Source organism: Candidatus Methylomirabilota bacterium (assembly GCA_003104975.1).
In the GTDB taxonomy this organism is placed as follows: Bacteria; Methylomirabilota; Methylomirabilia; order Methylomirabilales; family Methylomirabilaceae; genus Methylomirabilis.
On the sequence record PQAM01000019.1, the window covers coordinates 70344 to 94295 of the forward strand.

26 protein-coding genes, 1 tRNA gene and 3 pseudogenes are annotated in these 23952 nt (G+C 60.2%); 19 read left to right on the top strand and 11 right to left on the bottom strand.

The annotated features are described in order from the left end of the window. The first annotated feature begins 71 nt into the window (after window positions 1-71). Window positions 72-671: a hypothetical protein gene (locus tag C3F12_14435; GenBank protein ID PWB42398.1), complete on the top strand. Its 600-nt coding sequence runs from the start codon at window positions 72-74 to the stop codon at window positions 669-671. Window positions 672-730: 59 nt separating this feature from the next. Here C3F12_14435 and pdxA read toward each other — a convergent pair whose 3' ends face one another. Then, entirely contained in the window at window positions 731-1750 is a 1020-nt protein-coding gene (gene pdxA, locus C3F12_14440) for a 4-hydroxythreonine-4-phosphate dehydrogenase PdxA (GenBank protein ID PWB42399.1), read from the bottom strand. Window positions 1751-1889: 139 nt separating this feature from the next. Here pdxA and C3F12_14445 point away from each other — a divergent pair, with 139 nt between their 5' ends. The 18 genes from C3F12_14445 to C3F12_14530 all read left to right on the top strand — a co-directional run bounded on the left by C3F12_14445 (window position 1890) and on the right by C3F12_14530 (window position 19079). Continuing rightward, window positions 1890-2216 (top strand): transporter, encoded by a 327-nt coding sequence (locus C3F12_14445; protein ID PWB42400.1) that lies wholly within the window; start codon window positions 1890-1892, stop codon window positions 2214-2216. 72 nt (window positions 2217-2288) lie between these two features. Continuing rightward, complete coding sequence (locus C3F12_14450; protein PWB42401.1) at window positions 2289-2654, top strand: hypothetical protein; 366 nt, start codon at window positions 2289-2291, stop codon at window positions 2652-2654. Window positions 2655-2718: 64 nt separating this feature from the next. After that, window positions 2719-3444, top strand: a complete 726-nt coding sequence (locus C3F12_14455) for a hypothetical protein (protein PWB42402.1) — start codon at window positions 2719-2721, stop codon at window positions 3442-3444. Window positions 3445-3458: 14 nt separating this feature from the next. Continuing rightward, complete coding sequence (hisC, locus tag C3F12_14460; protein ID PWB42403.1) at window positions 3459-4550, top strand: histidinol-phosphate transaminase; 1092 nt, start codon at window positions 3459-3461, stop codon at window positions 4548-4550. A 49-nt stretch (window positions 4551-4599) separates the two neighbouring features. Beyond that, window positions 4600-4926, top strand: a complete 327-nt coding sequence (locus C3F12_14465) for a hypothetical protein (GenBank protein ID PWB42404.1) — start codon at window positions 4600-4602, stop codon at window positions 4924-4926. 418 nt (window positions 4927-5344) lie between these two features. Next, the gene (locus C3F12_14470; protein PWB42507.1) at window positions 5345-6265 is read left to right on the top strand and encodes a U32 family peptidase; all 921 of its coding nucleotides are present in this window, start codon (window positions 5345-5347) and stop codon (window positions 6263-6265) included. A gap of 25 nt (window positions 6266-6290) precedes the next feature. Continuing rightward, complete coding sequence (locus C3F12_14475; protein PWB42405.1) at window positions 6291-7247, top strand: U32 family peptidase; 957 nt, start codon at window positions 6291-6293, stop codon at window positions 7245-7247. 5 nt (window positions 7248-7252) lie between these two features. Beyond that, window positions 7253-8242 (top strand): U32 family peptidase, encoded by a 990-nt coding sequence (locus C3F12_14480; GenBank protein PWB42508.1) that lies wholly within the window; start codon window positions 7253-7255, stop codon window positions 8240-8242. Between the two features lie 25 nt (window positions 8243-8267). After that, entirely contained in the window at window positions 8268-9227 is a 960-nt protein-coding gene (locus tag C3F12_14485; GenBank protein ID PWB42406.1) for an ABC transporter substrate-binding protein, read from the top strand. Between the two features lie 52 nt (window positions 9228-9279). Beyond that, on the top strand, window positions 9280-10248 hold the full coding sequence (locus C3F12_14490; GenBank protein ID PWB42407.1) for a U32 family peptidase: 969 nt from the start codon (window positions 9280-9282) through the stop codon (window positions 10246-10248). Next, a complete protein-coding gene (locus C3F12_14495; GenBank protein ID PWB42408.1) occupies window positions 10182-12824 on the top strand; it encodes a hypothetical protein in 2643 nt (880 codons plus the stop codon). Before C3F12_14490 ends, C3F12_14495 begins: the two co-directional genes overlap by 67 nt. 202 nt (window positions 12825-13026) lie before the next feature. Next, window positions 13027-13569 (top strand): hypothetical protein, encoded by a 543-nt coding sequence (locus C3F12_14500; protein ID PWB42409.1) that lies wholly within the window; start codon window positions 13027-13029, stop codon window positions 13567-13569. Window positions 13570-13657: 88 nt separating this feature from the next. Continuing rightward, window positions 13658-14566 (top strand): TIGR01777 family protein, encoded by a 909-nt coding sequence (locus tag C3F12_14505; GenBank protein ID PWB42410.1) that lies wholly within the window; start codon window positions 13658-13660, stop codon window positions 14564-14566. Between the two features lie 71 nt (window positions 14567-14637). Further along, window positions 14638-15504 carry an NAD(P)-dependent oxidoreductase gene (locus tag C3F12_14510; GenBank protein ID PWB42411.1) on the top strand — a complete coding sequence of 289 codons (867 nt, stop codon included), beginning with the start codon at window positions 14638-14640 and terminating at the stop codon, window positions 15502-15504. 137 nt (window positions 15505-15641) lie between these two features. Beyond that, window positions 15642-16325 carry a cytochrome c oxidase subunit II gene (gene coxB, locus C3F12_14515; protein ID PWB42412.1) on the top strand — a complete coding sequence of 228 codons (684 nt, stop codon included), beginning with the start codon at window positions 15642-15644 and terminating at the stop codon, window positions 16323-16325. Window positions 16326-16356: 31 nt separating this feature from the next. Further along, a complete protein-coding gene (locus C3F12_14520) occupies window positions 16357-18087 on the top strand; it encodes a cytochrome c oxidase subunit I (protein ID PWB42413.1) in 1731 nt (576 codons plus the stop codon). 118 nt (window positions 18088-18205) lie between these two features. Further along, window positions 18206-18742 carry a cytochrome oxidase subunit III gene (locus C3F12_14525; GenBank protein ID PWB42509.1) on the top strand — a complete coding sequence of 179 codons (537 nt, stop codon included), beginning with the start codon at window positions 18206-18208 and terminating at the stop codon, window positions 18740-18742. Between the two features lie 16 nt (window positions 18743-18758). Further along, window positions 18759-19079, top strand: coding sequence for an oxidase (locus C3F12_14530; GenBank protein PWB42414.1), 321 nt, complete (start codon window positions 18759-18761; stop codon window positions 19077-19079). Between the two features lie 24 nt (window positions 19080-19103). On the opposite strand, the gene C3F12_14535 is transcribed toward C3F12_14530, so the two are convergent. The 10 genes and pseudogenes from C3F12_14535 to C3F12_14580 all read right to left on the bottom strand — a co-directional run bounded on the left by C3F12_14535 (window position 19104) and on the right by C3F12_14580 (window position 23889). Next, window positions 19104-20102, bottom strand: coding sequence for a nucleotide sugar epimerase (locus C3F12_14535; protein ID PWB42415.1), 999 nt, complete (start codon window positions 20100-20102; stop codon window positions 19104-19106). Window positions 20103-20241: 139 nt separating this feature from the next. Next, window positions 20242-20328 (bottom strand) — tRNA-Leu (locus tag C3F12_14540). A gap of 68 nt (window positions 20329-20396) precedes the next feature. After that, window positions 20397-20528: pseudogene (locus tag C3F12_14545) on the bottom strand (plasmid stabilization protein). Between the two features lie 107 nt (window positions 20529-20635). Further along, window positions 20636-21064: a hypothetical protein gene (locus C3F12_14550; GenBank protein PWB42416.1), complete on the bottom strand. Its 429-nt coding sequence runs from the start codon at window positions 21062-21064 to the stop codon at window positions 20636-20638. 290 nt (window positions 21065-21354) lie between these two features. Further along, a pseudogene (locus C3F12_14555) lies at window positions 21355-21429 on the bottom strand (transcriptional regulator). A 668-nt stretch (window positions 21430-22097) separates the two neighbouring features. After that, window positions 22098-22181: pseudogene (locus tag C3F12_14560) on the bottom strand (MazF family transcriptional regulator). Continuing rightward, window positions 22166-22408, bottom strand: coding sequence for a CopG family transcriptional regulator (locus tag C3F12_14565; GenBank protein ID PWB42417.1), 243 nt, complete (start codon window positions 22406-22408; stop codon window positions 22166-22168). The pseudogene C3F12_14560 and the gene C3F12_14565 overlap by 16 nt, the downstream one beginning before the upstream one ends. Before the next feature lie 207 nt (window positions 22409-22615). Further along, window positions 22616-22861 carry a DUF2442 domain-containing protein gene (locus C3F12_14570; GenBank protein ID PWB42418.1) on the bottom strand — a complete coding sequence of 82 codons (246 nt, stop codon included), beginning with the start codon at window positions 22859-22861 and terminating at the stop codon, window positions 22616-22618. Window positions 22862-22865: 4 nt separating this feature from the next. Continuing rightward, window positions 22866-23123, bottom strand: a complete 258-nt coding sequence (locus C3F12_14575; protein PWB42419.1) for a transcriptional regulator — start codon at window positions 23121-23123, stop codon at window positions 22866-22868. Window positions 23124-23565: 442 nt separating this feature from the next. Then, window positions 23566-23889, bottom strand: coding sequence for a transcriptional regulator (locus C3F12_14580; GenBank protein ID PWB42420.1), 324 nt, complete (start codon window positions 23887-23889; stop codon window positions 23566-23568). Window positions 23890-23952: the final 63 nt, after the last annotated feature.

Below are 23952 nucleotides of genomic sequence, written 5' to 3' on the forward strand. Positions count from 1 at the left end.
GACACGCTGACCACTCACCACTCACTACTCAACACTCATCACACTCATGACTGAGAAAGGAGGACGTAACCATGCGAGCAGTCACAACAGCCATATTGGTGCTGGCAGGTGTTGCAGGATCGATGCTGGTACCGATACGCACACCGGTGGCCTCTGCCCAAGAAGAGTCGGCGGATCCGGATATGATGGGACACCGGATGCTCCCCGACGTCATGCATGGAATACACGAGATGGTGCAGGGTATGACCGGGCCGTGGTTGTATGGCCAAGGGGGTCATAGAGGGCCGCTGATCAGCCTGATGTTGATGTGGAGAGATCAGCTTGGACTCTCAACCGAACAGGAACGGTCGCTCCAGGAGTTACGAACGGGCTTTGAGAAGGAGTCGATCAAGCGAACGGCAGATATTGACGTCGCGGAGTTGGAGTTGAAGGGGCTGTTGGAAACGGATAAGGTGGATCTGGTGAAGGTGGAGGCGCTGGCGAAGAAGATTGCCATGCTGCGGGCGGACCTCCGCGTGGCGAGGATCAAAACGATTGAGGCCGGGAAGGCGGTACTGACACCGGAGCAGCAGGACAAATTCAGGCGACTGGCTCGTGAATCAACGATGGGCCGTCCACGAATGGAAATGATGGGCCCGCGTACACCTCCGAGGCACCCGGGCGTGCAGTAACCGGCGGTAGCGCTTGTCTGGAGAACGATATGCGGTGCCGGGTGTGAAGGGGCGAATAATTATTCGCCCCGACGACGGCGATGGGCGAACCTGGTGGCGAGCAGGATCGCCTCCACCAGACTGTGAGGATTTGCCGTCCCCGTCCCCGCGATGTCAAAGGCGGTGCCGTGATCGACCGAGGTACGGATGATAGGAAGCCCGACGGTCACATTGACGCCGCGGTGGAACCCGACCAGCTTGAGCGGGATATGACCCTGATCATGGTACATGGCGACCAAGGCATCGAATTCACCCAGCCGGTGTCGGTGGAACAGGGTGTCCGGGGGAAACGGCCCGCTCACCCTGATCCCCTCGGCCTTGGCGGCCTCGACCGCCGGTGCGATCTCTTCGATCTCCTCTCGCCCGAACCGGCCGTTCTCGCCCGCGTGGGGGTTGAGACCGGCGACGCCGATCCGCTTCTGCCGAGATCCGAGGTCGAACAGCACCCGATGGGCCAGGCGAATGACGGTCAGGATTCTGCCCCGTTTCGCCTTATCACAGGCAGTTCGTAACGAGGTGTGGGTCGAGACGTGGAGTACGCGCATCCGACCGACGACCAGCAGCATCGCATAATCCTTGATCCTGGTCCGCTCGGCCAACAGCTCCGTCTGGCCGTCATAGGGAAAGCCGGCCTGGCCCATGGCCTCTTTATTCAGAGGGCCGGTCACGATCCCATCCAGTTCGCGCGCGAGCGCCAGATCGATGGCCTTGTTGAGGTACTCCACCGCTGCCCGACCGCAGTGGGGGGCCAGTACGCCGGAAGGACAGCTTGTCGTATCGATATTTTTCAGGTCCACCACCTCAAGGCAGCCGGGATCGCCGGTGATCTCGGCCGGGGAGCTGATGGATCGTACATGGAGGTCCAGGCGGCAAAGCCGGACGGCCCGCCGTATGATCCCCGTCTCACCGATGATGACCGGACGGCAGGTCGCCCGTATCTCCTCGTGAGTGACCGCCTTCGCGATGATTTCGGGACCTATACCTGCCGGGTCGCCGATGGTGAGTCCCAACAACGGCTGAAATGTCGAATATCTGGGCATGATCGCTCCTGAGGGCAAGTAAAATCATAACACAACCCCTTTCTTCTCCCTATGCTTTTCTGGTATAGTGACTCGTAGAACCGGCCTGTGAGCGGCCTTGATGGGACAGCGTCAACAACGATCACTGAAGGAGGCGTCGATGCGTTTCATGAGCCGAACCCGCGCAACGCTCATTGCGATTGTGATTGTTGCTTTCCCCCTATTACAGGCGTGCGCTGCCACGGCGACCCGCGAGAGTACGGGGGAGTACCTTGATGATACGGCGATCACTACCAAGGTGAAGGCGAGACTGGTTGGCGATCCTACGATCAGCGGGTTCGCAATTTCTGTAGAGACCTTCCGTGGACGGGTGATCCTGTCCGGATTTGTGAGCTCTCAGGCCCAAATCGATCGGGCGATGGCGTTGACCCGGGAGGTCTCCGGAGTCAGGGAGGTACAGTCCGCGCTGGTGATTAAGAGTCGGTAGCCGCCTTATCCGATCCGGCGGCGCCTGCCTTCAGGCTGTAATGAAGATCACCTGATCCCTGCGCGAGGCAACATGTGGGCGATCATGGACAGTACGCTCGATCTGGTTTCCGCCTTCGTCGACTTCCTGATGGTCTCATCCGTTTCGGTGCCGGCGCTTCACTTCGCCGGGATCCTCCTCGTCGCGTTTCTGCTTGGTCTCCTGCTCGGTCGACTGACGAGGCGTGGTGTTCGACAGGCCGTCGAGCAGGTCCCTGACCGGAATACCGGTCGTGTCTCATTGGATTTTGCCCGATTGACACCGATCGGCCCCTCAGACGAGGAGAACGCAGCGCATTCGGCGATGGATATTTCCGATCTCCGGACTGATCGAGGGCATCAGCCGCCTGTCATAGGTGACCACAACGAGGAGGAGGAACCGACACTACTCAAGGAGTGATCACTGTGACGGTCCGCCGCCGCCCTTGATTTTTTTCGTTCGTTCCTGTATCGTTTTGTAACATATGTATACCGGTTCAATATTGACACGCCGTATGGTGCATCCGATGGATACAGCGTACCCGATGGCCAGTTCGCTCGCGGAGGTCTTTTCCAATACCGCCGACGGGGTTCTTGGCGTCGATCAGGATCATATGGTTACCCTATGGAACAGGGCGGCTGAACGCCTTGTAGGGTTCACGGCGGCAGAGGTGATAGGACGGCCCTGTTCTGAGGTCTGGGCCGTAAAAAGCCGAACCGGATGCCGACTCTGCGGAGAAAACTGCTCCCCGATCACCTCAGCCAGGAAAGAGGAGCCGGTTGAGGGGCGTGAGATCATGATCCACACCAAGGCAGGACGCCCCCTGTGGCTCCACGTCAGCACCGTCGTGGTTCCGGGGGCTGTGCCGAGCCTCTTCACCATGGTGCACATCTTCCACGATGTGACCCGACAGGTGGAGACCGAGGTCCTCCTCGGCAAGATCCAATCACTGCTGGGACGCGAACAAACGGCCCCGGATGGCAGCACGATGGGCCCCTCGGAGGGGACATCCCCATTGAAGGTCTTGACGCCACGAGAACAAGAGGTGCTCCGATTCATTGCCCGTGGCGAGACGGCCAAGGGGATTGCCAAAGCCCTCCAGATCAGCACCACCACCGCCCGTAACCATACCCAGAAGATCCTCGCCAAACTCGGCCTCCACACCAAACTTGAGGCCGTCGTGGTTGCCTACCGTTACAAGCATTTCTAGCCTCGTCCCGGCGTATGCCCTTTCGATTTGATGATGCAGCATCCCCTCATCTGAAGGGACTACCCCCGTACCGCCATAGTCGGCCGTTTGGGACGGGGGACGAGGGCTGGGTCGCGCTCGACTATAACGAGAATCCGTCAGGGCCGTCGCCGCTGGCGGTCAAGGCGATACAGGACCTGTTGCACAATATCAATCGGTATCCCGATTGTCAGGGACTCGGCCTGAAGGCCCGATTGGCGGAGCGGCTTGGACTGACCCCGGCGCATATTGCGCTGGGAAACGGCAGCAGCGAGCTGATCGACCTGTGCACCCGGTGCTTCCTCGGCCCTGGCACAGAGGCCATCGTGGGCGATCCCGCCTTCGCCTTTTATGGCCGGGCCGTCCAGGCTGCCGGCAGCGAACGGATCGCTGTCCCATTGAAAGCCTTTTGCCATGATCTTCAAGCGATGGCAGAACGGATCACGCCACGGACCCGGATAGTCTTCATCGGCAACCCGAACAATCCGACGGGAAGCTGCGTGACGCCTGGCGGCATCGACGCGTTTGTCGAGGCGCTCCCTGACGGAGTCATTGTCGTGATTGATGAAGCCTATCGCGAGTATCTCTCAAGCGATCTTCAACCTGATACCGTACGCTATGTCGGGGAAGGACGCCCGGTGATCGCATTGCGGAGCTTCTCCAAGATCTACGGGTTGTCTGGGTTGCGGATCGGCTACGCGATCGCCCCGCCCGGTTGCATTGCGCTCCTCGACAAGGCGAGGCAGTCGTTCAATGTGAATGCCCTGGCCAGTGCGGCCGCCTCGGCCGCCCTCGACGATGATGCGCACCTCGCCAGTTCGAGGCGGCTTAATGAGGCCGGCAAGCAGAATCTGTACCGGGTGTTCGAGGCGCTTGGGTTGCACTACGTACCGACGGGAGCCAACTTCATCCTTGTCGACGTCGAACGGGACGGCGAACAGGTAGTTGCCGCCTTGGCGGAGAAACGGGTAGCCGTCTGCCCGCTCACCCGCTATGGTCTTCCGACCTCCATACGAGTCACCATCGGCACCCCCCACGAGAATGAGCGATTCATCGCCGCCCTCCGCGAGGTCCTCACGACCCGGTGAGCAGTAATGACCCGCGGGAGATGGAAACGCACACGGAGGACGTGGTGTAATGGCCGACATCGATGCGGTGATTGAACACCGCGCCCAGTACGCCCTGGAGTTGCTGTCCCGCTACACCCCTATAGCGGCGGCCTACCTGTTTGGTGCGTGGGCGGACGGACGCGCCGATGAATCGAGCGACATCGATCTTGCGGTCTTTCTGGACGATATCGAATCATGGGACCTCGCCACCCGGGCGCACACTGCCGCCCTGGTACAAGAGAAGGCAGGCGATGACATCACACTCCATTTCTTTTCCGCGCGTGCGCTGCACCAACCTGAACCCGCCAGTCTCGTCGCGTCTATCCTGACGCATGGTGTCGCGCTCGCCCCGTGATCTCGGACCTCGCCGATTTCATCATCGGGACCCATGCGTTACACAATGGATTCCGCCTGCTGCACCCTCAACGACCGCCTCTATCGCGCAACTTTCCCTCGCCTGATAATTTTAAAGGTGTAAGCGCGATGCGGCTCATACTGTAAGCGCCCCGTGACTTTGATCAGGGTCAAATTGTCGGTGTGAAGCACTTATGAGATGAGGCAGATCACCCATGATTGGGGGATTTACCCCACAGGTGCCTTCCCAACGCTGGTTCGTTCCGCACCACCCCGTAATCCAGCCTCACTTCATCAATATAATCATCTAGTTATGCGTCAGTCGTCCGGAAGTAATTGGCACTGGATGTGCAATAGCCGCTTTCGCTTTGGACGAGAGTCCTGCTTGCAACTCACTCAAATGAATGGTGGAGGCGGAGATGTTTGAACTGTCCACGCATATCCCTGGTCCCCGGCAGCTACACGAGATCGATCTGTCCGCATACGATGCCCTGTATCTGGGCGACTACACCTGCCCTCTCTATCCGGGTAATTTCTCTCGCAATATCGAGACGCTCGCCGCTGGGGTGGAGCGGGTCAAATCGATGGGGAAGAAGTGCTATTTGAGCCTGTATGCCATTCCCAAGGACAGCGACTTGGTCTGGATCAAGGAGCTGCTCCAGGGCGCTCGCGGGCTGACCATCGACGGCGTCGAGGTCCACAATATGGGCCTGCTGCGGATGGTGCGCGAGATCCTCGGCGAGATCCCGATCCATCTGGGGGTCTTCGGCAACCTCTACACCCATGAGACCGCGCAGGTCCTGAAGGGGTATGGGGTGGAGCGGGTCTTTCCGAATGCCGAGTTGAGCCTGGAGGAGCTGATCTATATCCGGGATCACTCGCCCGTTGAGGTGGTTGTCCCGTTGCACGGCAAGATCCCGCTGGCCATCTCGGGGACCTGCTTTGTCACCGACTACACCGGTCAGGTGCCGCTTCATTGCGAGGAGGGCTGCTCGCAAGGGCACTGGCTGACCCATGAAGAGTGGGAGCTCAAGAGCATCGGGCGGGCCAACCTGAGCGGGAAGGACCTGTGCATGCTGGAGTATCTGGATCGCCTGGTACAGAGCAATCTCACCCTGTTCTACATCTATACGTTGGGTGAAACGGGGGCCTATGTCGAGACCGCCGGGCGCGTCTATCGGGAGGCCCTCCGTGCGGTCGGATCGAACGGGGAGTGCGCCGTCAAGCGGTGGCTGGATCAGTTGAGATCGGTATCGCACAGCGGCCTGTGCAATGGATTCTATTTCGGCGTCTCCGGGCAGGAATATCTCAGCCCTCAAGCGCTATCTCCGATCGCGTGACGAAGGGCGTGGGGAGGAACGAACAATGGCGAAACTGATGGCGCCCGGGGGAACGCGGGGGATGGCCTTCTCGGTCCTGGAGGCGGGGGCCGATACGGTCTATGTCGGCGTCAGGGGATGGAGTCGACGAGGGTCCGACACCGAGCTGACCGATGCGGAGGTCCGTGAGCTCTGTGCGGCGGCACGCGCGCAGGGCAAGCACGTACGGGTGGTGTTGAATACGATGCCCAGCTCAACAGAGGTCTCGCTGCTGTTGAAGAAGGTCGATATGTATGCCGGGTGGGGTGTCACCGGGTTCATGATCAGCGACATCGGCTCGATGGTCCAGGTGCGGTCGCACTTCCCCGATATCACGATCCACGTCAGCGTGGGCGCCGGGCTGAGCAACGCCCTCGAGGTCAAGTTTTATCACGAGCTGGGGGCCAGTGTGGTCATCCTGCCGTACCGGATGGGGATCGAGGAGGTCCGGGCGATCAAGCGATCCCTCGACGTCGGGCTGGAGGTCTTCCTGTTCAGGACCGAGAACCTGGACGGGATCGTCTGTCCCGGCAAGTGTACGATGAGCAGCTACTTCAGCTCGAACCGGTGGATTGATCACGAGGGGAAGGATTACTTTTACGGCAGCGCCAATCGGGGCGGCGATTGTCTGCGGGTCTGTCAGGTCGGGTGGGAGGCGACGAACGACGACCGGGAGATCGACGGAAAGTTCGGCCTGAAAGGCAACCCTCTGCTCTGGCTGAAGGAGCTGTCCGACTATATTCATGCGGGGGTAGACTACTTCAAGGTGCCGGGGCGGGATCGGTCGGATGATCTGGTCAGGGACATCGTTCGGTTCTATAGGCGGGTCGTCGACGATCTGCAGGCCTTCCCGTCCGACGAGGTGACGGCCCACTATGCGCCGGAGCTGGCGGAGCTGAAGAAGCGATGGGCGAGCGAGCGGCGGCGGCGGGACGACCGCCTCGTTGCGCGGGCAAAGGGATGACGTCGATGACGACAGGCGTGCAGACCTCGACGCAGACGGTCAAGCTGCTGGCGCCGGGCGGGAGCCTGCGAATGGCCCTCAATGCGCTGGCCGAGGGGGCCGACGCCGTCTATGTCGGGGCCCGCGGATGGAGCCGCCGATCGTCGCTGATGGACCTGACGGATGATGAGATCAGAGAGTTGAGCGAGGCGGCGAGCGCCATGGGGCGGGAGATCAAGGTGGCCCTGAACGCGATGCCGGGGCCGACCGAGATGCCGCGCCTGATGCAGAAGGTCGAGGCGTACGCCGGGTGGGGCGTGTCCGGGTTTGTCTTGTCGGATCCCGGTTGCATCCTGGCGGTCAGACGGCAGTTCCCGACGATCGACATCCATGTCAGCATCGGGACCGCCGTGACCAACCGGCAGGACATCTACTTTTACAAGTCGCTCGGCGGAAGTTGCATCATCCTACCGTACCGGCTGCAGCCGGATGAGGTGAAGGCGATCAAGGCGGAGGTCGGGATGGCGGTAGAGATCTTTCTCTTTCAGCCGATGCCGCTCGGGATCGTCTGTCCCGGCAAGTGCATCATGAGCAGCTATCTGGTCTACAAGGAGTGGTCGGAGGGCGACGACGACGAGATGATCGGTTCGGCCAATCGCGGCGCACGGGGCTGCTCACGGGTCTGCCAGGGGGGATGGGACGTGGCGGCGTCCGACGGCGAATTCGACGGCAAGAGCACACTGCGCAACGACCCCTTCCTGCAGTTGTGGGAGTTGCCCGGCTTTGTGGCGGCTGGGGTCGATTACCTCAAGATCCAGGGTCGGGAACGGTCGGAAGAGTTGATGCGGGATATCACGCGGTTTTACCGGGGGCTGATCGATGCCATTCCGGCATCCGGCGCCGGGCTGTCGCTGGAGCCGTATGTTCCGGAATGGCAGGAGCTGAGAAAACGGTGGACCATGGAGCGCACGCGCCGCGCCGGTGTCCTACTGGGCAGCGCGCGGCAGCCGCAGTAAGGAACAGCAGAAGGGGCGTATCGGCATGACGGCGTCGAATAACGGTTCAGGCGGACTACCTGTGCTGCGGGCGGCCTTTGAGCCGACCGGGAGCCCTCGCTGGTTCGTCTATGCGATGAAGAAGCTGGGGCTGGATGCCAAGCACGGGTTTGATCTGCAGATCACCCTGGTCCGGGATCAGATCACAGGCGCGTTTCAATCGTTTGAGGTAGCCCTCAAGGAGGACGCCGTCGATCTGATCGACGTCGACTGGATTGTCATTGGCCGTCACCGGTCCGATGGCCTCCCCCTGACCGCCTTCTTTCCCTATGGGCGGATCGCAGGCGGGCTTGTGGTCCCATCCGACTCATCGATCAGCGGTCTGCAAGACCTGCGCGGGAAGCGGATCGGTGTGGTCCGGCTGCGCGATAAGAACTGGGTCATCTTACGGGCAGCGTGCATGAAACAGTTCGGCTTTGATCCCCAGCAGGAGAATACGGTCGTCGAGGCGCTCTCCAAGGGGACCCTGGCTGAGATGCTCAAAGATCGGCAGGTTCAGGCCGCATTGCAGTGGTGGCAATTGATCCCGCCGTTGGTGGCGACAGGGGTGTATCGTCGGGTCGTCGATGTCCTCGACCTGATCGCCGATCTCGGGATCGACGGTGCGGTCCCGATTACCCTCTTTACCGTGACCGAAGCGTTTGCACAGCGAAACCCAGAACTGTTGCGTGGCTTTGTCCGTGCGTTCTGCGACACGGCCGCATATCTCAAGGCGAACGATCAGATCTGGGTCGAGATCGGCGAGCAGGTCATGGGCGGGATCGATCCGCGGATTCTCACGATCCTGCGCGATAGCTGGCGGCGACGGGTGATGACGGCGTGGGACGGCGCCACCGTCCACCAGATCGAACGCCTCTTTGATGAGCTTCTGAAGGTGGGCGGCGGACCACTCCTCGGCATCGACCGACTGCCTCCGGGGACCTTCACTATGGGCTTCGCAGGGTAACAGCAGGTAGATAGACTGAAGGCTGAAGAATGAAGAGCGAAGGACAAATACGATGGTGAAATTGCTGGCGCCCGGGGGCACACAGGCCATGGCGTTTGCCGTATTGGAGGCCGGCGCAGACGCTGTCTATGTGGGTCCTGCGGGCTGGAGCCGAAGACCTCCCGAGGATGAGCTTCAGGATGAGGAGATCCGGGAGATCCATGAGTGTGCGCGGGAGAGGGGACAGGAGGTCAAGGTTGCGCTGAACAGCCTACCCGGTCCCCAGGAGATCGATCTCTTCTTTCGCAAGGTCGAGCAGTACATCGACTGGGGCCTGTCCGGCTTCATCCTCAACGATATCGGCTGCATCAGGGAACTCCACCGTCGGTTCCCGCATGTCGACATTCACGCCAGCGTCACCTGCGCCGTCTGCAACCGGGAGGACGTGCGATTCTATCAGCAGATCGGCGCTGACTTTGTCATCCTCTCCTACCGATGGGGTGTCGAGATCGACCAGATCCGCGCACTTAAGGCCGAGGCGCCGGTCGGCATCGAGGTCTTCCTCTTTACGTCGCTTCAGGAAGGGATCATCTGCCCGGGCCGATGCACCATGAGCCCCTATCTCCGTTTCGACCGATGGGTCGACTCCGAAGGGAAGGATCACTGCTTCGGGAGCGCCAATCGCGGCGGAAGCTGCCATCGCGTCTGTCAGGCCGGATGGGATATCGATCGCGTCGATGGGTCTTCTGCGAAGCGGGTGGGTCTCAAGAGCAGCCCGTCGTTGATCCTTCATGAGCTGCCTGAGTACGTGCAAGCGGGCGTCGATTATCTGAAGATTCCCGGGCGCGAGCATCCGGATGGGGTGATGCGGGATATCACCAGGTTTTACCGGAAGGTGCTGGATGAGGTCCTGGCTTCCACGGATCCAGCCGTAGTGGAACACTTTGTTCCGGAGTGGGAGGAGTTGAAGTATCGGTGGAAGGTCGAGCGGGTCCAGCGCGACCGCTTCCGTATCTGGCGGGCCGGGCTGCCGGCCGCCTGAGCAGTATGCCCCGGCATTTCCGCATTATCGATCTTCAGGATGTTCGGGAAGACGACCTCGCCCGGGTTGGACGGAAGGCACTCCACCTGGGTCTGATGATGCGGGCCGGCTTCCCGGTACCGCAGGGGTTCGTCATCCCCACCGACGCCTGCGAAGCGGCGTTCCGATCACCTGGCGAAGCGATCCAACCGAATGAGCAGTTGCAGGCGGCGATTGTCGAGGCCTACCGAGCAAGAGGGTTTCAGCGGGTGGCCGTGCGAAGTTCGGCGACCCTTGAGGACCTTCATCATGCCAGCTTTGCCGGTATTTATACGACGCGTATCAATGTTGCCTCCGAGACCGAGTTGATCCGTGCCGTGGCCGAGTGCCTGCGCTCCACGAAGGCGCCGCGCACCGCCTTGTACAAAGCGTACGTCGGTCTGCACGAGAACGGCTGCGGGCCCGGCATGGCCGTTGTGGTACAGGAAATGGTGGATGCCGAGGTCTCAGGCGTACTCTACACCCTGAATCCGGTGACCTTCAGTCGGGACGAGTGCGTGATCAACTCGGTGCCCGGTCTGGGTGAGCCGCTGGTATCGGGTCAGGTATCGGGGGATACGTTTCGTGTTGATCGAGCGGGTCGTGTGCTGGAGGCGCGCGTTGTCGGACAGCACGCGAGCCTGACGCCGACCCAGCTTCGCGCGCTCGTTGATACCGCGCTTGCCCTGGAGACCCTCTTCGGCCATCCGCAGGATATCGAGTTCGCGATTGCCGGAGGACGGATACACATCCTGCAGACCAGGCCGATTTCAACAGACAGCGACCTCCTTGAATACAGGGCTGCACGGTATCGACAGAGGGAGATCGATCGGCTGCGCAACCGGATCGCCGAATTGAGACGCAAGGGGAAGATCGAGTGCGGCGAGGCGGTCTATAGTGACGGGAATATCACCGAAATTCTGCCCACACCGACCCCCATGAGCTTCGGGATCTTCACCTCGATCTTCAGCGACGAGGGCGGCATCCAGCGTGGTCGCCGACGGCTTGGCTATACATTCGGCGACGAGACCTCCGAAGGGCTGTTTGAGCTGATCTGCGGCCACCCCTACTTCAATCTTGAGCTGGATGCCAAGACGTTCCAGGCCGGTTTTCCCCTCGACATCGCAGCCTATCTGAATCGGGTGAAGGCCGATCCGCACCTGGCCAACTATCCCGAGCTGGGACTGTATCAGCAGGAGTTGCCCCTTGATGAGGCGGTCAGGCGTTTCGGTCCTGACGAGGGGCCGGCGTATCATGACCGTTTTCTTGACTTCTCAAGCGGGATACGAACGTGGGCGGAGACGTACCATAGCCAGTTTGCCGATACGATAGAGCCGGAATTGCAGAATTACCTGACCCGGGAGCGGTCGGTTAACCTGACAGCGCTGTCGTGTGACGCAATCGTTGCGAAGATTCAGGACTATCTAGACCACCTGAAGCGGTATACCGCGGTCCATTTCGTGATCGCGGCCCGGCTCGGTTTCTTCTTTACTGAGCGGGTGAGACAGCGGTTGCAGGACTGGTGCGGTCGAGAAGCCGATGGACTGATCGAGCCATTGCTGCGCCGCCTGCAACTGAGCAAGATCGGTCAGGAGGGGATCGATCTGTCGAGACTCGCGCAGCAGGAGATGTCGCGCGAGGAGTTTCTCGCGATGTACGGCCACTTGGCCACGAACGAGTTGGAGATCGCGATGCCTCGTCTGACCGATGATCCCGCGAGTCTCGAACGGTTGCTCCGGCAGGCCGCGACGACCGCTTACCACACGGTTGGGGAACCGCATCAGCAGGCCGAGTGTCGAGATTGGGCTGAGGCGGAACTCGGGGGCCGATTGGTGCAACTCGGCGCGGTTGGATCCGACATCGAGACGTTGTTGACGGAACTCTCGTATGCCCGGCGATACCTGCCGCTCCGCGAGACGATCAAGTATTACCTGGTTGCCGAGTACGCCCTTATCCGGCGGGCGCTGACGGTCCTGAGTCGAAAGCTTGTCCTCGAGCCCGACGCAATCTTCTATTTGTATCCGTCAGAGTTGCCGGGATTGCTCCGTGATGTCAAGTCGGCTCGTGAAAAGATGCAGGTCCGGCATGAGGAGCGGGAGATCGCACTCCTGTTCTCAAAACGACGATGGATGCCGCGGGTCATCTGTGAGGGTGCGCTGGAAGAGATCGGTCGGCCGCCGCGGCTTGAGGCCGCGCAGGAATTTCAGGCGATCCCTGTCTCCTCCGGCGAAGCGATCGGAACAGTACGGATCATCGACCCTGATCGACTCGATTCGTTGAGCAACGGCAACGGCTGTCGTCCCCATGACGTCATTGTCGTACCGTCGGTGAGTCTCGGTATGTTCCTGCACATCAGGGGCGCGGCTGGGGTCGTCATGGAAACCGGAGGCATCCTTGCGCATGGGGCCTGTCTGGCTCGCGAAAGCGGCGTCCCCGCCGTCGTCCTGGAACATGCATCGCTGTTACTCCCCGACAAGAGCCGGGTCAGGATCGACGGCAGCAGCGGGAGGGTCTCCCTGTTAAAGTGCCAGACCGCTCCCGAGAGGCCGTCGGTGTAATTACTGCCGCGTTGGTATGATACGGCAACATGTCTCCACGCGCCCGCCCTCTGAAAACAGTTGACACACTGTCCCGGATACCATAGCTTTGCACTATACGCGTCGCGTATTCGCGCGACGATCTCAGTTGGACGCTACGCATGGGATGGCGGCGGCCATCCACGCCTGCGCTGGACGGGCGTTGTACGGAGGACGAGAGGTGATGAAAACGCTGGGGGCGCGGATGATCCGGGCTGCCAAGTGTGACGGCAGTCTCTATGACGAAATCAAGACGGATCGGTATGCGCCAGCACAGGCGTCGATTGTAGTGGTACTGTCGGCTGTGGCCGCCGGGGTCGGTATCGTTCTTCAGACCGGGATCGGGGACTTCTTCCTGAAGACACTGCAGACGATGATGGAGTGGTATATCTGGGCATTGGCAACCGCGGTTGTCGGTACGCGAGTACTTCAGGAGCCAAAGACCAGAACTGACGTCGGAACCGTGATACGGCTGATCAGTTTTGCCAGCGCTCCTGGAGTCATCAGGCTGTTGGGCGCCATCCCCGGACTGGGCAGTACCGTCGGCGGCTTTATCATTGGGGTAGCATCGATCTGGACGTTGGGAGCGATGGTCGTGGCGGTGAGAAAGACGCTCAACTATACGACCTCGACGAGGGCGGTGGGGGCGTGCGTGATCGGCTGGACTGCGCAGTATTTTGTCATGGGCATCCTGGTCAGCCTGCGCGATCCGGTCTCAGGGACATGAAACCACAGCAGTCACTGATCGGCGCTAAGCAGTCAGCCACAAGCGTCGATTGCTGAATGCTGATCACTGAAAGCTGAGAGCTGATCGTATGACACCGCTGCGGATCCTTATCACAGGTTCAACTGGATTCATCGGATCGGCGCTCGTTCCGTTTCTGGCGGCAAGCGGGCATCGTATCGGCCGTCTGGTTCGCACCTTGCCGCGGAAGGGCAAGAACGAGTTCCAATGGGGTCCTGAGACAGGATTCATTGATGCCTCTCGTCTGGAAGGCATGGACGGGGTCGTCCATCTGGCCGGTGAAAACATTGCGGCCGATCGGTGGACGGCCGAGAAGAAGGCGCAGATTCGAGACAGCCGGGTCGTCGGGACGACCTTGCTCTGCGAGACGCTGGCCGGACTGAAGCAGCCGCCCAAGGTACTCGTCTGCGCATCCGCCATCGGGTACTACGGCGATCGCGGGGATGAACTGCTCACGGAAGAGAGCGGACCCGGCGCCGGCTTCCTGGCCTCGGTCTGTCGCGAATGGGAGGCGGCCACGAAGCCCGCCGAACAGAAGGGGATCCGCGTGGTTCACCTCCGTTTCGGGATGGTGCTGAGCCCGACGGGCGGCGCCATGGCCAAGCTGCTCCCGCCGTTTAAGAAGGGCCTTGGCGGGGTGCTTGGGACGGGACGCCAGTACGTAAGCTGGATCACCCTGGATGACCTTGTGGACGTCATTGTCCATGCGCTGACGACAGACGCGCTCCAGGGTCCGGTCAACACGGTGACGCCGAATCCGGTGACCAACCGGGAATTGACCCGGATGCTGGGACGGCTGCTCGGCCGCATGACGATCTTTCCCATGCCTGCCGCCGCCGCGCGTCTTGTCTTTGGTGAGCTGGCGGACGAATTGCTCCTGGCCAGTCAGCGGGTCCAGCCGACGCGGCTCCTGGCGACCGGATACGAGTTTCGCTATCCCGAACTCGAGGGCGCCCTTCGGCATCTGTTGGCCGCATAACCATCAGCCGTTGTCGGATCATTATAAGCTGGCGGCTGATCGCCGAAAGCTAATCGCGGATCTTGTTGACCATGGCGAACATCCTTATAGCTGGATGCGGGTATGTCGGAACGGCGCTTGGCTTCCTGCTGGCTGGTGAGGGACATACCGTCTGGGGATTGCGTCGTCATCCCGAGACGCTCCCGTCCGGCATCCGTCCTCTCGCGGCCGATCTGACCTCTCCCGATACGCTTCAAGGTCTGCCATCAACTATCGATTATGTGTTCTACTCCGCGGCCCCCGATACCCATGACGATGCAGCCTACCGAGCGGTCTATGTGGAGGGGCTCCGCAACCTGCTCAACGCGCTGACCGCGCAGCGGGCGACTCCCAGACGTATCTTCCTGACATCGAGTACGGGGGTCTACGGGGAATCCTCAGGGGCCTGGGTGGATGAGAGTTCGCCGACCCAGCCCGCGGAATTCGGCGGGATTCGGCTGCTCGAGGGAGAGCGTCTGCTGCTGGACGGTCCGTTTCCGGCGACGGTCTTACGCCTGGGCGGTCTGTACGGTCCCGGACGCGCGTCGCTGATCGAGCAGGTACGTCACGGTCGGATCGCGTGGGATAATGAATCGCCTGTCTATTTCAATCGTATTCATCGGGATGACGCCGCCGGGGCCCTGCGTCATCTGATGCTGCTTGCGGCTCCGGACCCCATCTACGTCGGGGTCGATCACGAACCGACCACACTGGCCGTACTGCTTGACTGGCTGGCTGAAGCCCTGGGCGTCCCGCCGACGCGGCCGAGCGAATCGACCACGGTGCGGACGGCTCGGCATCCCGCCAACAAACGGTGTTGCAATGCCCGGCTTGTCGCCTCCGGCTACGTGTTCCGCTATCCCACCTTCCGCGAGGGATATACAGCCCTGCTCGACCCACCCGGCAAGCTGTCTTGGTGACCCCATTCCAGCCACATCTGCCGTCCTGGACCAATCCGCCGTATGCAAGGTCAGCCTCCAGCACGTCCATACGCATTGACGAGGCGGACGCAATCACCATATAATCCTTTTCGATACAGGTCGCCGCATGTTGAAGCATCGAACGACCAGGGAGCGTACCCTTGTTACGTTGGCTTCCCGAAAACGTCTCCACCTACGGTCAAGAGATCGACCGCCTCTTCTACCTTATCTACTACATCACCGGTACGATTTTCCTGCTGGTAGCAGGCACCATGGCGGCCTTCCTCATCCTGTACCGTCATCGGGACGGACGGCGCGCAACGTACTCGCACGGCAACATTACGCTGGAGATCATCTGGACCGTTATTCCCGCGATCATTCTGATTGTGCTGTCGCTCATGAGCCGAGCCACATGGGGCGACATCAAGGCCCATCAGCCGCCCCCCGATGTGCGGGTCCGGGTGACCGCAAAACAGTTCAACTGGGAGATTCTCTACCCGGGACCGGACGGGCAGTTCGACACGGCGGACGATTTTCAGATCGACAACGAGCTGCACGTCCCGGTCAACAAGGTGATCCAGGTCAGCATCCGATCGAAGGATGTCATTCACAGTTTTTTCCTGCCCAATCTGCGCCTGAAGCAGGATGCCGTACCGGGACGCGAGATTGCCGCATGGTTTGCCGCCACCAAGCCCGGTCTGTACGAGATCCCCTGCGCCGAGTTGTGCGGGTTCGGTCACTCGGGGATGCTTGGGCATCTGACGGTGCATACCGCCGACGAGTACGATACATGGGTCAAGGAGCAATGGCCGGGGTCCTGAATACGGACTCAAGCAGGGACCTCGAGAGACGATGACGCACGCCGGGCACGGCTTCGTACGGACCTATATCTTTTCCACGGATCATAAGATGATCGCCAAGCAGTTCCTCTTTCTTGGGCTGTTCATGCTGGTATTGGGCGGGTTGATGGCGCTCATGATGCGATGGCAACTGGCCTGGCCGGAGAGCGAGGTGCCGTGGACCCGTTGGATTCCTGAGCCGTTTATGACCGAGGGGCACATGAACCCGGCCTTCTACAACTCGCTCTTTACGATGCACGCCACCATCATGATCTTCTTTGTGGTGATGCCGATCCTGATAGGCTGTTTCGGGAACCTTTTGATCCCCCTCATGATTGGCGCGCGGGACATGGCCTTTCCGGTGCTCAATATGCTCTCGTTCTGGGTCGGCGCCCTGTCCGGTCTCATCATGCTGGCCGGCTTTTTTGTTCCCGGCGGACACGCTGCCGGCGGGTGGACCGCCTATGCGCCGCTCTCTGCAGTGCCCGAGTACTCCGGTGTGGAGTGGGGGCAGAACCTCTGGTGCATCAGCCTGATCGTCCTGGGTATCTCGTCGTTGATGGGCTCGATCAACTACATCACGACGGTCATCAATATGCGGGCGCCCGGTATGACCTTCTTCCGTCTGCCGCTGATCATCTGGTCCCTCTTCATTGTGGCGATCCTCCTTCTGCTGGCGCTTCCGGTGTTGACGACGGCGCTGGTCATGCTGTTGTTGGATCGTATGGCGGGGACCAGTTTCTTCCTCCCTGCGGGCGGGGGTGAACCGCTGCTGTGGCAGCACCTGTTCTGGTTCTTCGGCCATCCCGAGGTCTATGTCCTGATCCTCCCGGCTATGGGGGCCGCCTCGGAGATCCTCTCCGTCTTCGCCCGAAAGCCGATCTTCGGCTATCGGGCGATGGCCTGCTCCATGATGGTCATCGCCTTCCTGGGCTTCATTGTATGGGGCCACCACATGTTTGTGAGCGGGATGAACCCGGTCCTGGGCACCAGCTTCATGGTCTCGACCATGGTGATCGCGGTCCCGTCGGCCATCAAGACGTTCAACTGGCTCGGAACGCTGTGGGGCGGCTCGATCCGATTCACCACGCCGATGCTCTTTGCGCTGGGTTTTGTTTCGATGTTCGTCATCGGGGGGCTGAGCGGCGTCTTTGCGGCGTCAACGCCGGTGGATATGTTCATTCACGATACCTACTTCATCGTCGCCCATATCCATTATGTCCTGTTCGGGGGGAGCCTCTTTGCGCTCTTTGCCGGGCTGTACTACTGGTTTCCGAAGATGTTCGGGCGGATGATGAACGAGCCGCTCGGAAAGTGGCACTTCTTTACCACCTTCATCGCCTATAACTGCACCTTCTTTCCCATGTTTATTCTGGGTGTGGGCGGCATGATGCGGCGCATCTACAACCCGCTTCAGTACGAGTTTCTAAAACCGCTCCAGCCGATCAACGTCTTCATCACCGTCAGCGCGCTTATACTCGGCACGGTCCAGATACTCTTCATCGTCAACTTTTTCTGGAGTCTGGTGGCCGGCAGGAAAGCAGAGCGGAATCCTTGGCGCGCCAATACGCTGGAATGGAGCGCGTCCTCGCCGCCGCCGCACGGCAACTTCGACCTGATCCCTACAGTCTATCGCGGTCCGTACGAGTACAGCGCGCCGGAGGCGCCCGAGGACTACCTGCCTCAAGACCGATCGCTCGCTGCCGCACCAGAGGCACGAGCGGCAAGCCCTGGAGGATCGTAATGGGGGGCCGCAATTGAATCGGATTCCGTGGCCGACGCCGATCTCTGAGGCGAGCCCCACCGAATCGGTCGAACCGACCGAATCGCCGCTTACGCCGGAGAGCCATGGCAAGTTGGGGATGTGGGTCTTTCTGGCCGGCGATGCGATGTCGTTTGGGGCGCTGTTGGCCGGATACGGTGCCCTTCGCTATGGCAGCACCGACTGGCCGCTGCCGTCGAGTGTGCTCGGGATCACACTGACCGCGTTTATGACGTTTCTATTGATCTGCAGCAGCGTGACCATGGTCCTCGCGCTCGCAGCGATCCAGCGGGATGACCGGCGGGGGTTATGCCGGTTCCTCACACTTACGATTCTCGGCGGGCTTGCGTTTCTGGGGCTGCAGGCGTACGAATGGACCCACCTGATCCATCGTGGTCTGACCCTGACCGGCAACCCCTTTGGGGCTGTGCTCTTTGGGACGACCTTCTTCATCATCACGGGCTTTCACGGAGCCCATGTGACCGGAGGCGTGGTCTATCTCGCCTGCTACCTGGTACAGGCGCTATGCGGGCGGCTGGGGCAGCAGAAGGCCAACGCCATCGAGATTGCCGCCCTCTACTGGCACTTCGTGGATCTCGTGTGGATCCTCGTCTTCACCTTTGTCTACCTGCTGTGACGAGGAGGGAGACGCGATGACCGTACGGCGGGACACCCCTCACTACATTGCGGTCTTCTGGTGGCTCCTCGGGCTCACGCTTGCAGAGGTCGTCGTGATCTTTCTTCCGCTGGCAAGACTCGCCACGGGATTCCTGCTGGTGGGGTTCGCGCTGTCCAAGGCCTCACTGGTCGCGATGTACTTCATGCACCTCAGATTTGAGCGACGCGTACTGGCATTGATCGCCATTACCCCGGTGATACTCTGCCTGTTCCTGCTGTTCGGATTGCTGCCCGATCACGCAGCCACCCCGCACCGATCTACGGCGCCTGCTCAACCCTCCACTGCGCCTCACTGAGCCCAGATCTTCTACCGGTCCACTTCACCGTGTTGATATCGCCCTCGTCCACTCGCGATTGGCCTGATACCACTGGACCAGCGCGCCGACGCCATCCCGGAATGTCGATTGCGGCTGCCAACCCAGTAATTGGTTGGCCTTGCCGATCTCTGCCCATGTGGCCTGGACGTCGGCCGGATGGCGGGCCGAGTGTACGATCTCTGCCTTCTTTCCGATCAATTCCTCCACAAGCCGGACCGCATCGATCAGCACAACAGGTGTATCGGAGCCCAGGTTGATCACCTCATACCCCAGGGGCCTGAGGCCGGCAATCGTGCCTCTGGCAATATCGTCAACGAAGGTGAAATCGCGGGATTGTCGGCCGTCGCCATATACCATGACCGGGCGTCCTTCGCTGATCCATTGCACGAAGCGAAAGAGACTCATATCGGGTCGCCCGGCCGGACCATAGACGGTAAAGTACCGCAAGACCGTGACGTCGATCCCATACAGATAATGGTAGGTATAACACAGCGTTTCGGCGGCCTTCTTGGAGGCGGCGTAGGGTGAGAGCGGGGCGTCGGTGTTCGCATCCTCCCGGTAGGGCAGGGGATTCGACTGCCCGTACAGGCTGGAGGTCGAAGCGAGGACGAACTTGCTGATCCCGAACGTGCGGCATAGGTCCAAAAGGTTGAGCGTCCCGGTGACGTTGGTGTCGTAATAGACCCAAGGGTCTTCGACCGATTGGCGGACACCGGCCCGGGCGGCCAGATTGATCACGGCAGTCGGGTTGCGACTATCGGAACCGCATGCCGCACTAAAGAGCGCACTCAGGGCGACGCGGTCGCTGATATCGAGCTGGTGAAACTGAAAGCTGGGGTGGGGGAGCATCTGCTCAAGGCGCCACTGCTTCAACCGCACGTCGTAGGCGTCGTTCAGATTATCGATCCCGATCACGAGGTGACCGGCCTGCAGGAGCAGCTCGGCGACCTTGCAGCCGATGAAGCCCGCACAACCTGTCAGTACGACAATCCCTGGTTTCATCGTTCGATCCTTGGCGCACCGTATCCGGCTTGGAAGGATCTTCCGGACGCCGCCTATGATGTTGTTGTCAACCAGAACGATCGAGGTCGACGTGTGAAAATGTCAAGGGAGGCGGGTGGGAGAGGCAGCGAGTACACGATGGTGCCGAAGGGGGGACTCGAACCCCCACGGGTGTAACCCCACCGCCCCCTCAAGACGGCGTGTCTACCAGTTCCACCACTTCGGCCCGCTGTATAATGGCAACGGCGCCCGTTCTCTGTCAATGAAAATCCAGCGCCGTTCGACCAATGTGTATCACGTTTCCAGTAATCGCCGCTGCAGCAGAGACTGCATATCACGACGACCATCGGCAATCAGCAGAACGCAGACGTTCTTATCCATGATTCGGTAAATGATGCGGTAGGGTGTGAAGAAAGCCGTGCGAAAGGCGACGAGGCGAGTTCACGGTTATCTTGTCGGTGAATTTGTCGGGCGCAATAGCGTTGGGGTTCGTGCCTTACCTCCAACCTGCGAGTAAGGCGCCGGACGCAGGCTCATTTCAGGATTTGCTTGTGCGAAACGCGATCTGCCCTGGAGGCAACCACGTCATTGCCCGAGGTCCGGACAAACGTGAAGCTCTCACCGTGTGGGCTGACATAGATGTCGTAGTCGTTCCCTGAACTGAGCGACATCGAGCCCTGGCAAGACTCGCCCACGGAATACGTACCCGTACCGCGGGTGGTGGTTCTGTTCGTGGACCGTGTTACGGCATCGACGATACCTCCCGCCCCGTCAAAAACGAACATGCCGGCGGAGGCATAAGGATAAGGTTCCGCACCCTGGTAGCCCTGAATGGAGAAAATGTAGGAGCCTTTAAGCGTCTTGTCGGAGCAGTAAGCCTTGGGATCGGCGGCGGCCTGGACAGTCGCGCCCAGGGTGATGATGAAGAGCAAAGCGCATGATATTCGTGGGGTCTTGTTCATAATCGAGCCTCCTTTTCTACAAAGTGCATGACTATGATTAGACTGGCCTATGTAGCACCAACTCAAGCATCTCCACGATGTGCAGGATTATCCTGCCATTTCGTAGAGTTGTCAATGGGATTTCAACGCGGCGTATAGTTGTAAAAGCTGCACCGGCGTTCCGCATAAACTTATCTTGGCCGACCGATGCGAAGGTCCTGCGGGTGCGGCTATGGGACAGGCCAGCAGGCTGGTTTCGGTTGTGGGGAACGCCTACGCTCCCAATGCATGGGCGACGGCCTCCGGATTGTTGCAGCCACCTTCAGCAGCGCCCGCGTCGGGCCTTCAGGCACTCGCCGCCCTTGTTCCCAGTTCTGCAGCGTAGCCAGAGGGTACGTTTCGTGGCCAGCCTGCGTTCCACACTTGAAGAGTGGATCGTCCTGGGGTTGAAACTGGGCCATTCCCTCCCCGTCATCGACAATATCGACCTCAACATGACGGCCGCCCGTGAGCCGGTGGACGCCCTGTAAGAGGCGGGATTTCATTCTTCGTCTGTGTTCCTCACCTCTTGTCTTGTAGTTCTACCCCAAGATTCTCAGCACCGCGGCTCGCGTTCTGTTTTTGAAATTCGTCGCATATTTCCCGCCGTCATTCCGGCCAAGCCCGCATAGCGGGCGCGAGCCGGAATCCAGGAATACCGCATACGCCGCTGGCGCGCCCATGGGGATGAAAGTGTGTTGCGAGACCGTCCCGTCACTGGCCCGTCATTGCGAGCGACCAACGGGAGCGCGGCAATCTCACCGTAGTTACCCCGAACGACTGTGAGATTGCTTCGGCTGCGTCTCGCAATACCCCATGCGCCGTTGGCGCGCCCATGGGCATGAAAGTCGACGCCCTACACCCCTCACCTTCATCCTCTCCCCAGCGGGGAGAGGAACCCTTATTATGCACCCCTCGCCCCCATTTTGGGGGAGAGGGCGAGGGTGAGGGGGGACTTTCGGAACAATGACGACACATGGGGCGCCGACTTCTGTATCGAACGTCTGACTCGGGACACCAGGCGCAGTCCTGCTTGTTCGCGTCCCCGTACCGGATTCAGGTCGGCCCAGCGAATCTCGCCCCCTAGTATTGGGGCCATTCCGCAAGGTTCTCAGACAGCCCCTCTTCCGCCAGCGCCTTTTCGAATGCGGGATCCAGTGTGGCACACTCTTGGGCGAGACGACGTTTGTCTAAGCGGGCGAGTTTTTTGGCGACCGCTTCCTCCATGGCCCTGCTACGACTGGGGAAGACGTGCTTCTTCGCCAGTTGATCGAGACGATCCAGTGTGGATTCGTCTAACGAAATGGCCACCTTCGATCTTGGCATGACTCATCTCGCAGTATGACGATACGTCGTACCCGCGACCGCGTCAACGATGTGTTGTGAAACCGAACGCCCCGAGTGAGCTGCGGCCCATCAAACACAGGGCTCGGAATTGGCGAACACGTGTACGCTGTGGGCCGTCAGCTCCGCTGGTGTGTTACGCCAGGGATGCCGTATTGCAAGACCTGACCCCACAGCTCGATCGCGTAGTTATGCTGCAACCCGCACCTTCTCGTACAGATATTCCGGGGCGAAGTCAGCCCCGTTTGGCCAGGAGAGCGTATGGAATTCGGGGTGTACGACGAACCGCCGGAACAGGGCCTGTTCCTTGAGCGGTTCAAAGACTTCCCCGTATAACTCCCCCCCAAGATCCACGTCGCCTTCCGTTCCGTCCGAAAACCGAAGGTGAATTGTGAACCCTTGGACATAGTGCGCTTCCTCAACTCTCGGTATCATCTCGCTACTCCAATGGTGGGATCTTATTTGCCGGTCGCCCGGCCTGAACAAGGTTCCAATCCTCAAGGAGTTCCGCCTGGTGAAGGTCGAGCCACTCCAGCACGAGGCGCAATGCGCGCTTCGGAAAATTGCCACTGACGAGGCCGCTCTGGATACCGACCGTGATCTGGTACTCTCCGTACACGGCATGGAAGTGCGGCGGTGGATGGTCCCGCGGAAAGATGCCGATCACCACGCCGAGGAATCTGGATATCTCAGGCACGCAAGTATTCTACCTTTCGTCTACTTTCTCATCAACAGCATAACTATTACGTATGCTGATCGGCCTATTTCGATCAGTCGTTCCTGAAGGCACCCAAAACTTTATAACCTTTTCCAGCACTTAACAAGAAATTTGTAGGAATCCGGATAACAGCAGACGCTACACGTATGTCGGCCTATCCGATTTTCCGGTAGAGAGCCGCCCAAACCAACTCCGAGTCGCTCAACTAGCTTTTGGACCCAACCCCCTTGGTTCATGACATGGGTATAAATCATGATCGGGAATCCAGAACTCCCGATATTTCCTGGATTCCGGCTCGCGCCCGCGATGCGGGGCTTGGCCGGAATGACGCCCGGCAATATGCAACGAATTGCAGAAACAGGATACCGGGGGTTACCTTCACGGAACAGGTCAGCGGGCTGGTTCCAGTTGAGGGGAACGCCTACGCTCCCAGCGTATGGGCGACGGCCTCCGGATTGTCTGCAGCCACCTTCGGCAGCGCCCGCGCCGGGCCTTCAGGCACTCGCCGCCCTTGTTCCCAGTTCTGCAGCGTGGCCAGGCTGACGCCGATCATCAGGGCGAACTCGGATTGTGACTTACCCAGCTTGAGACGGATCGCCTTGATGTCAGCCGGGTGAAACGTAAAGACCCGGGCCGGCCTCATCGTGCCCCGCCGGATCCGCCCAGCTTGACGAACGCTCCTGACGAGATTCTGAAAGTCCCTGTTATTGTGCCTCAGTCTCAACGGCTTGCCATAGCTCTTCATGGTTTGACGCCGATCGCCAGAATCTCCACCCGTCGGTGTTTCGGGTCGATCTCGTAGAAGACT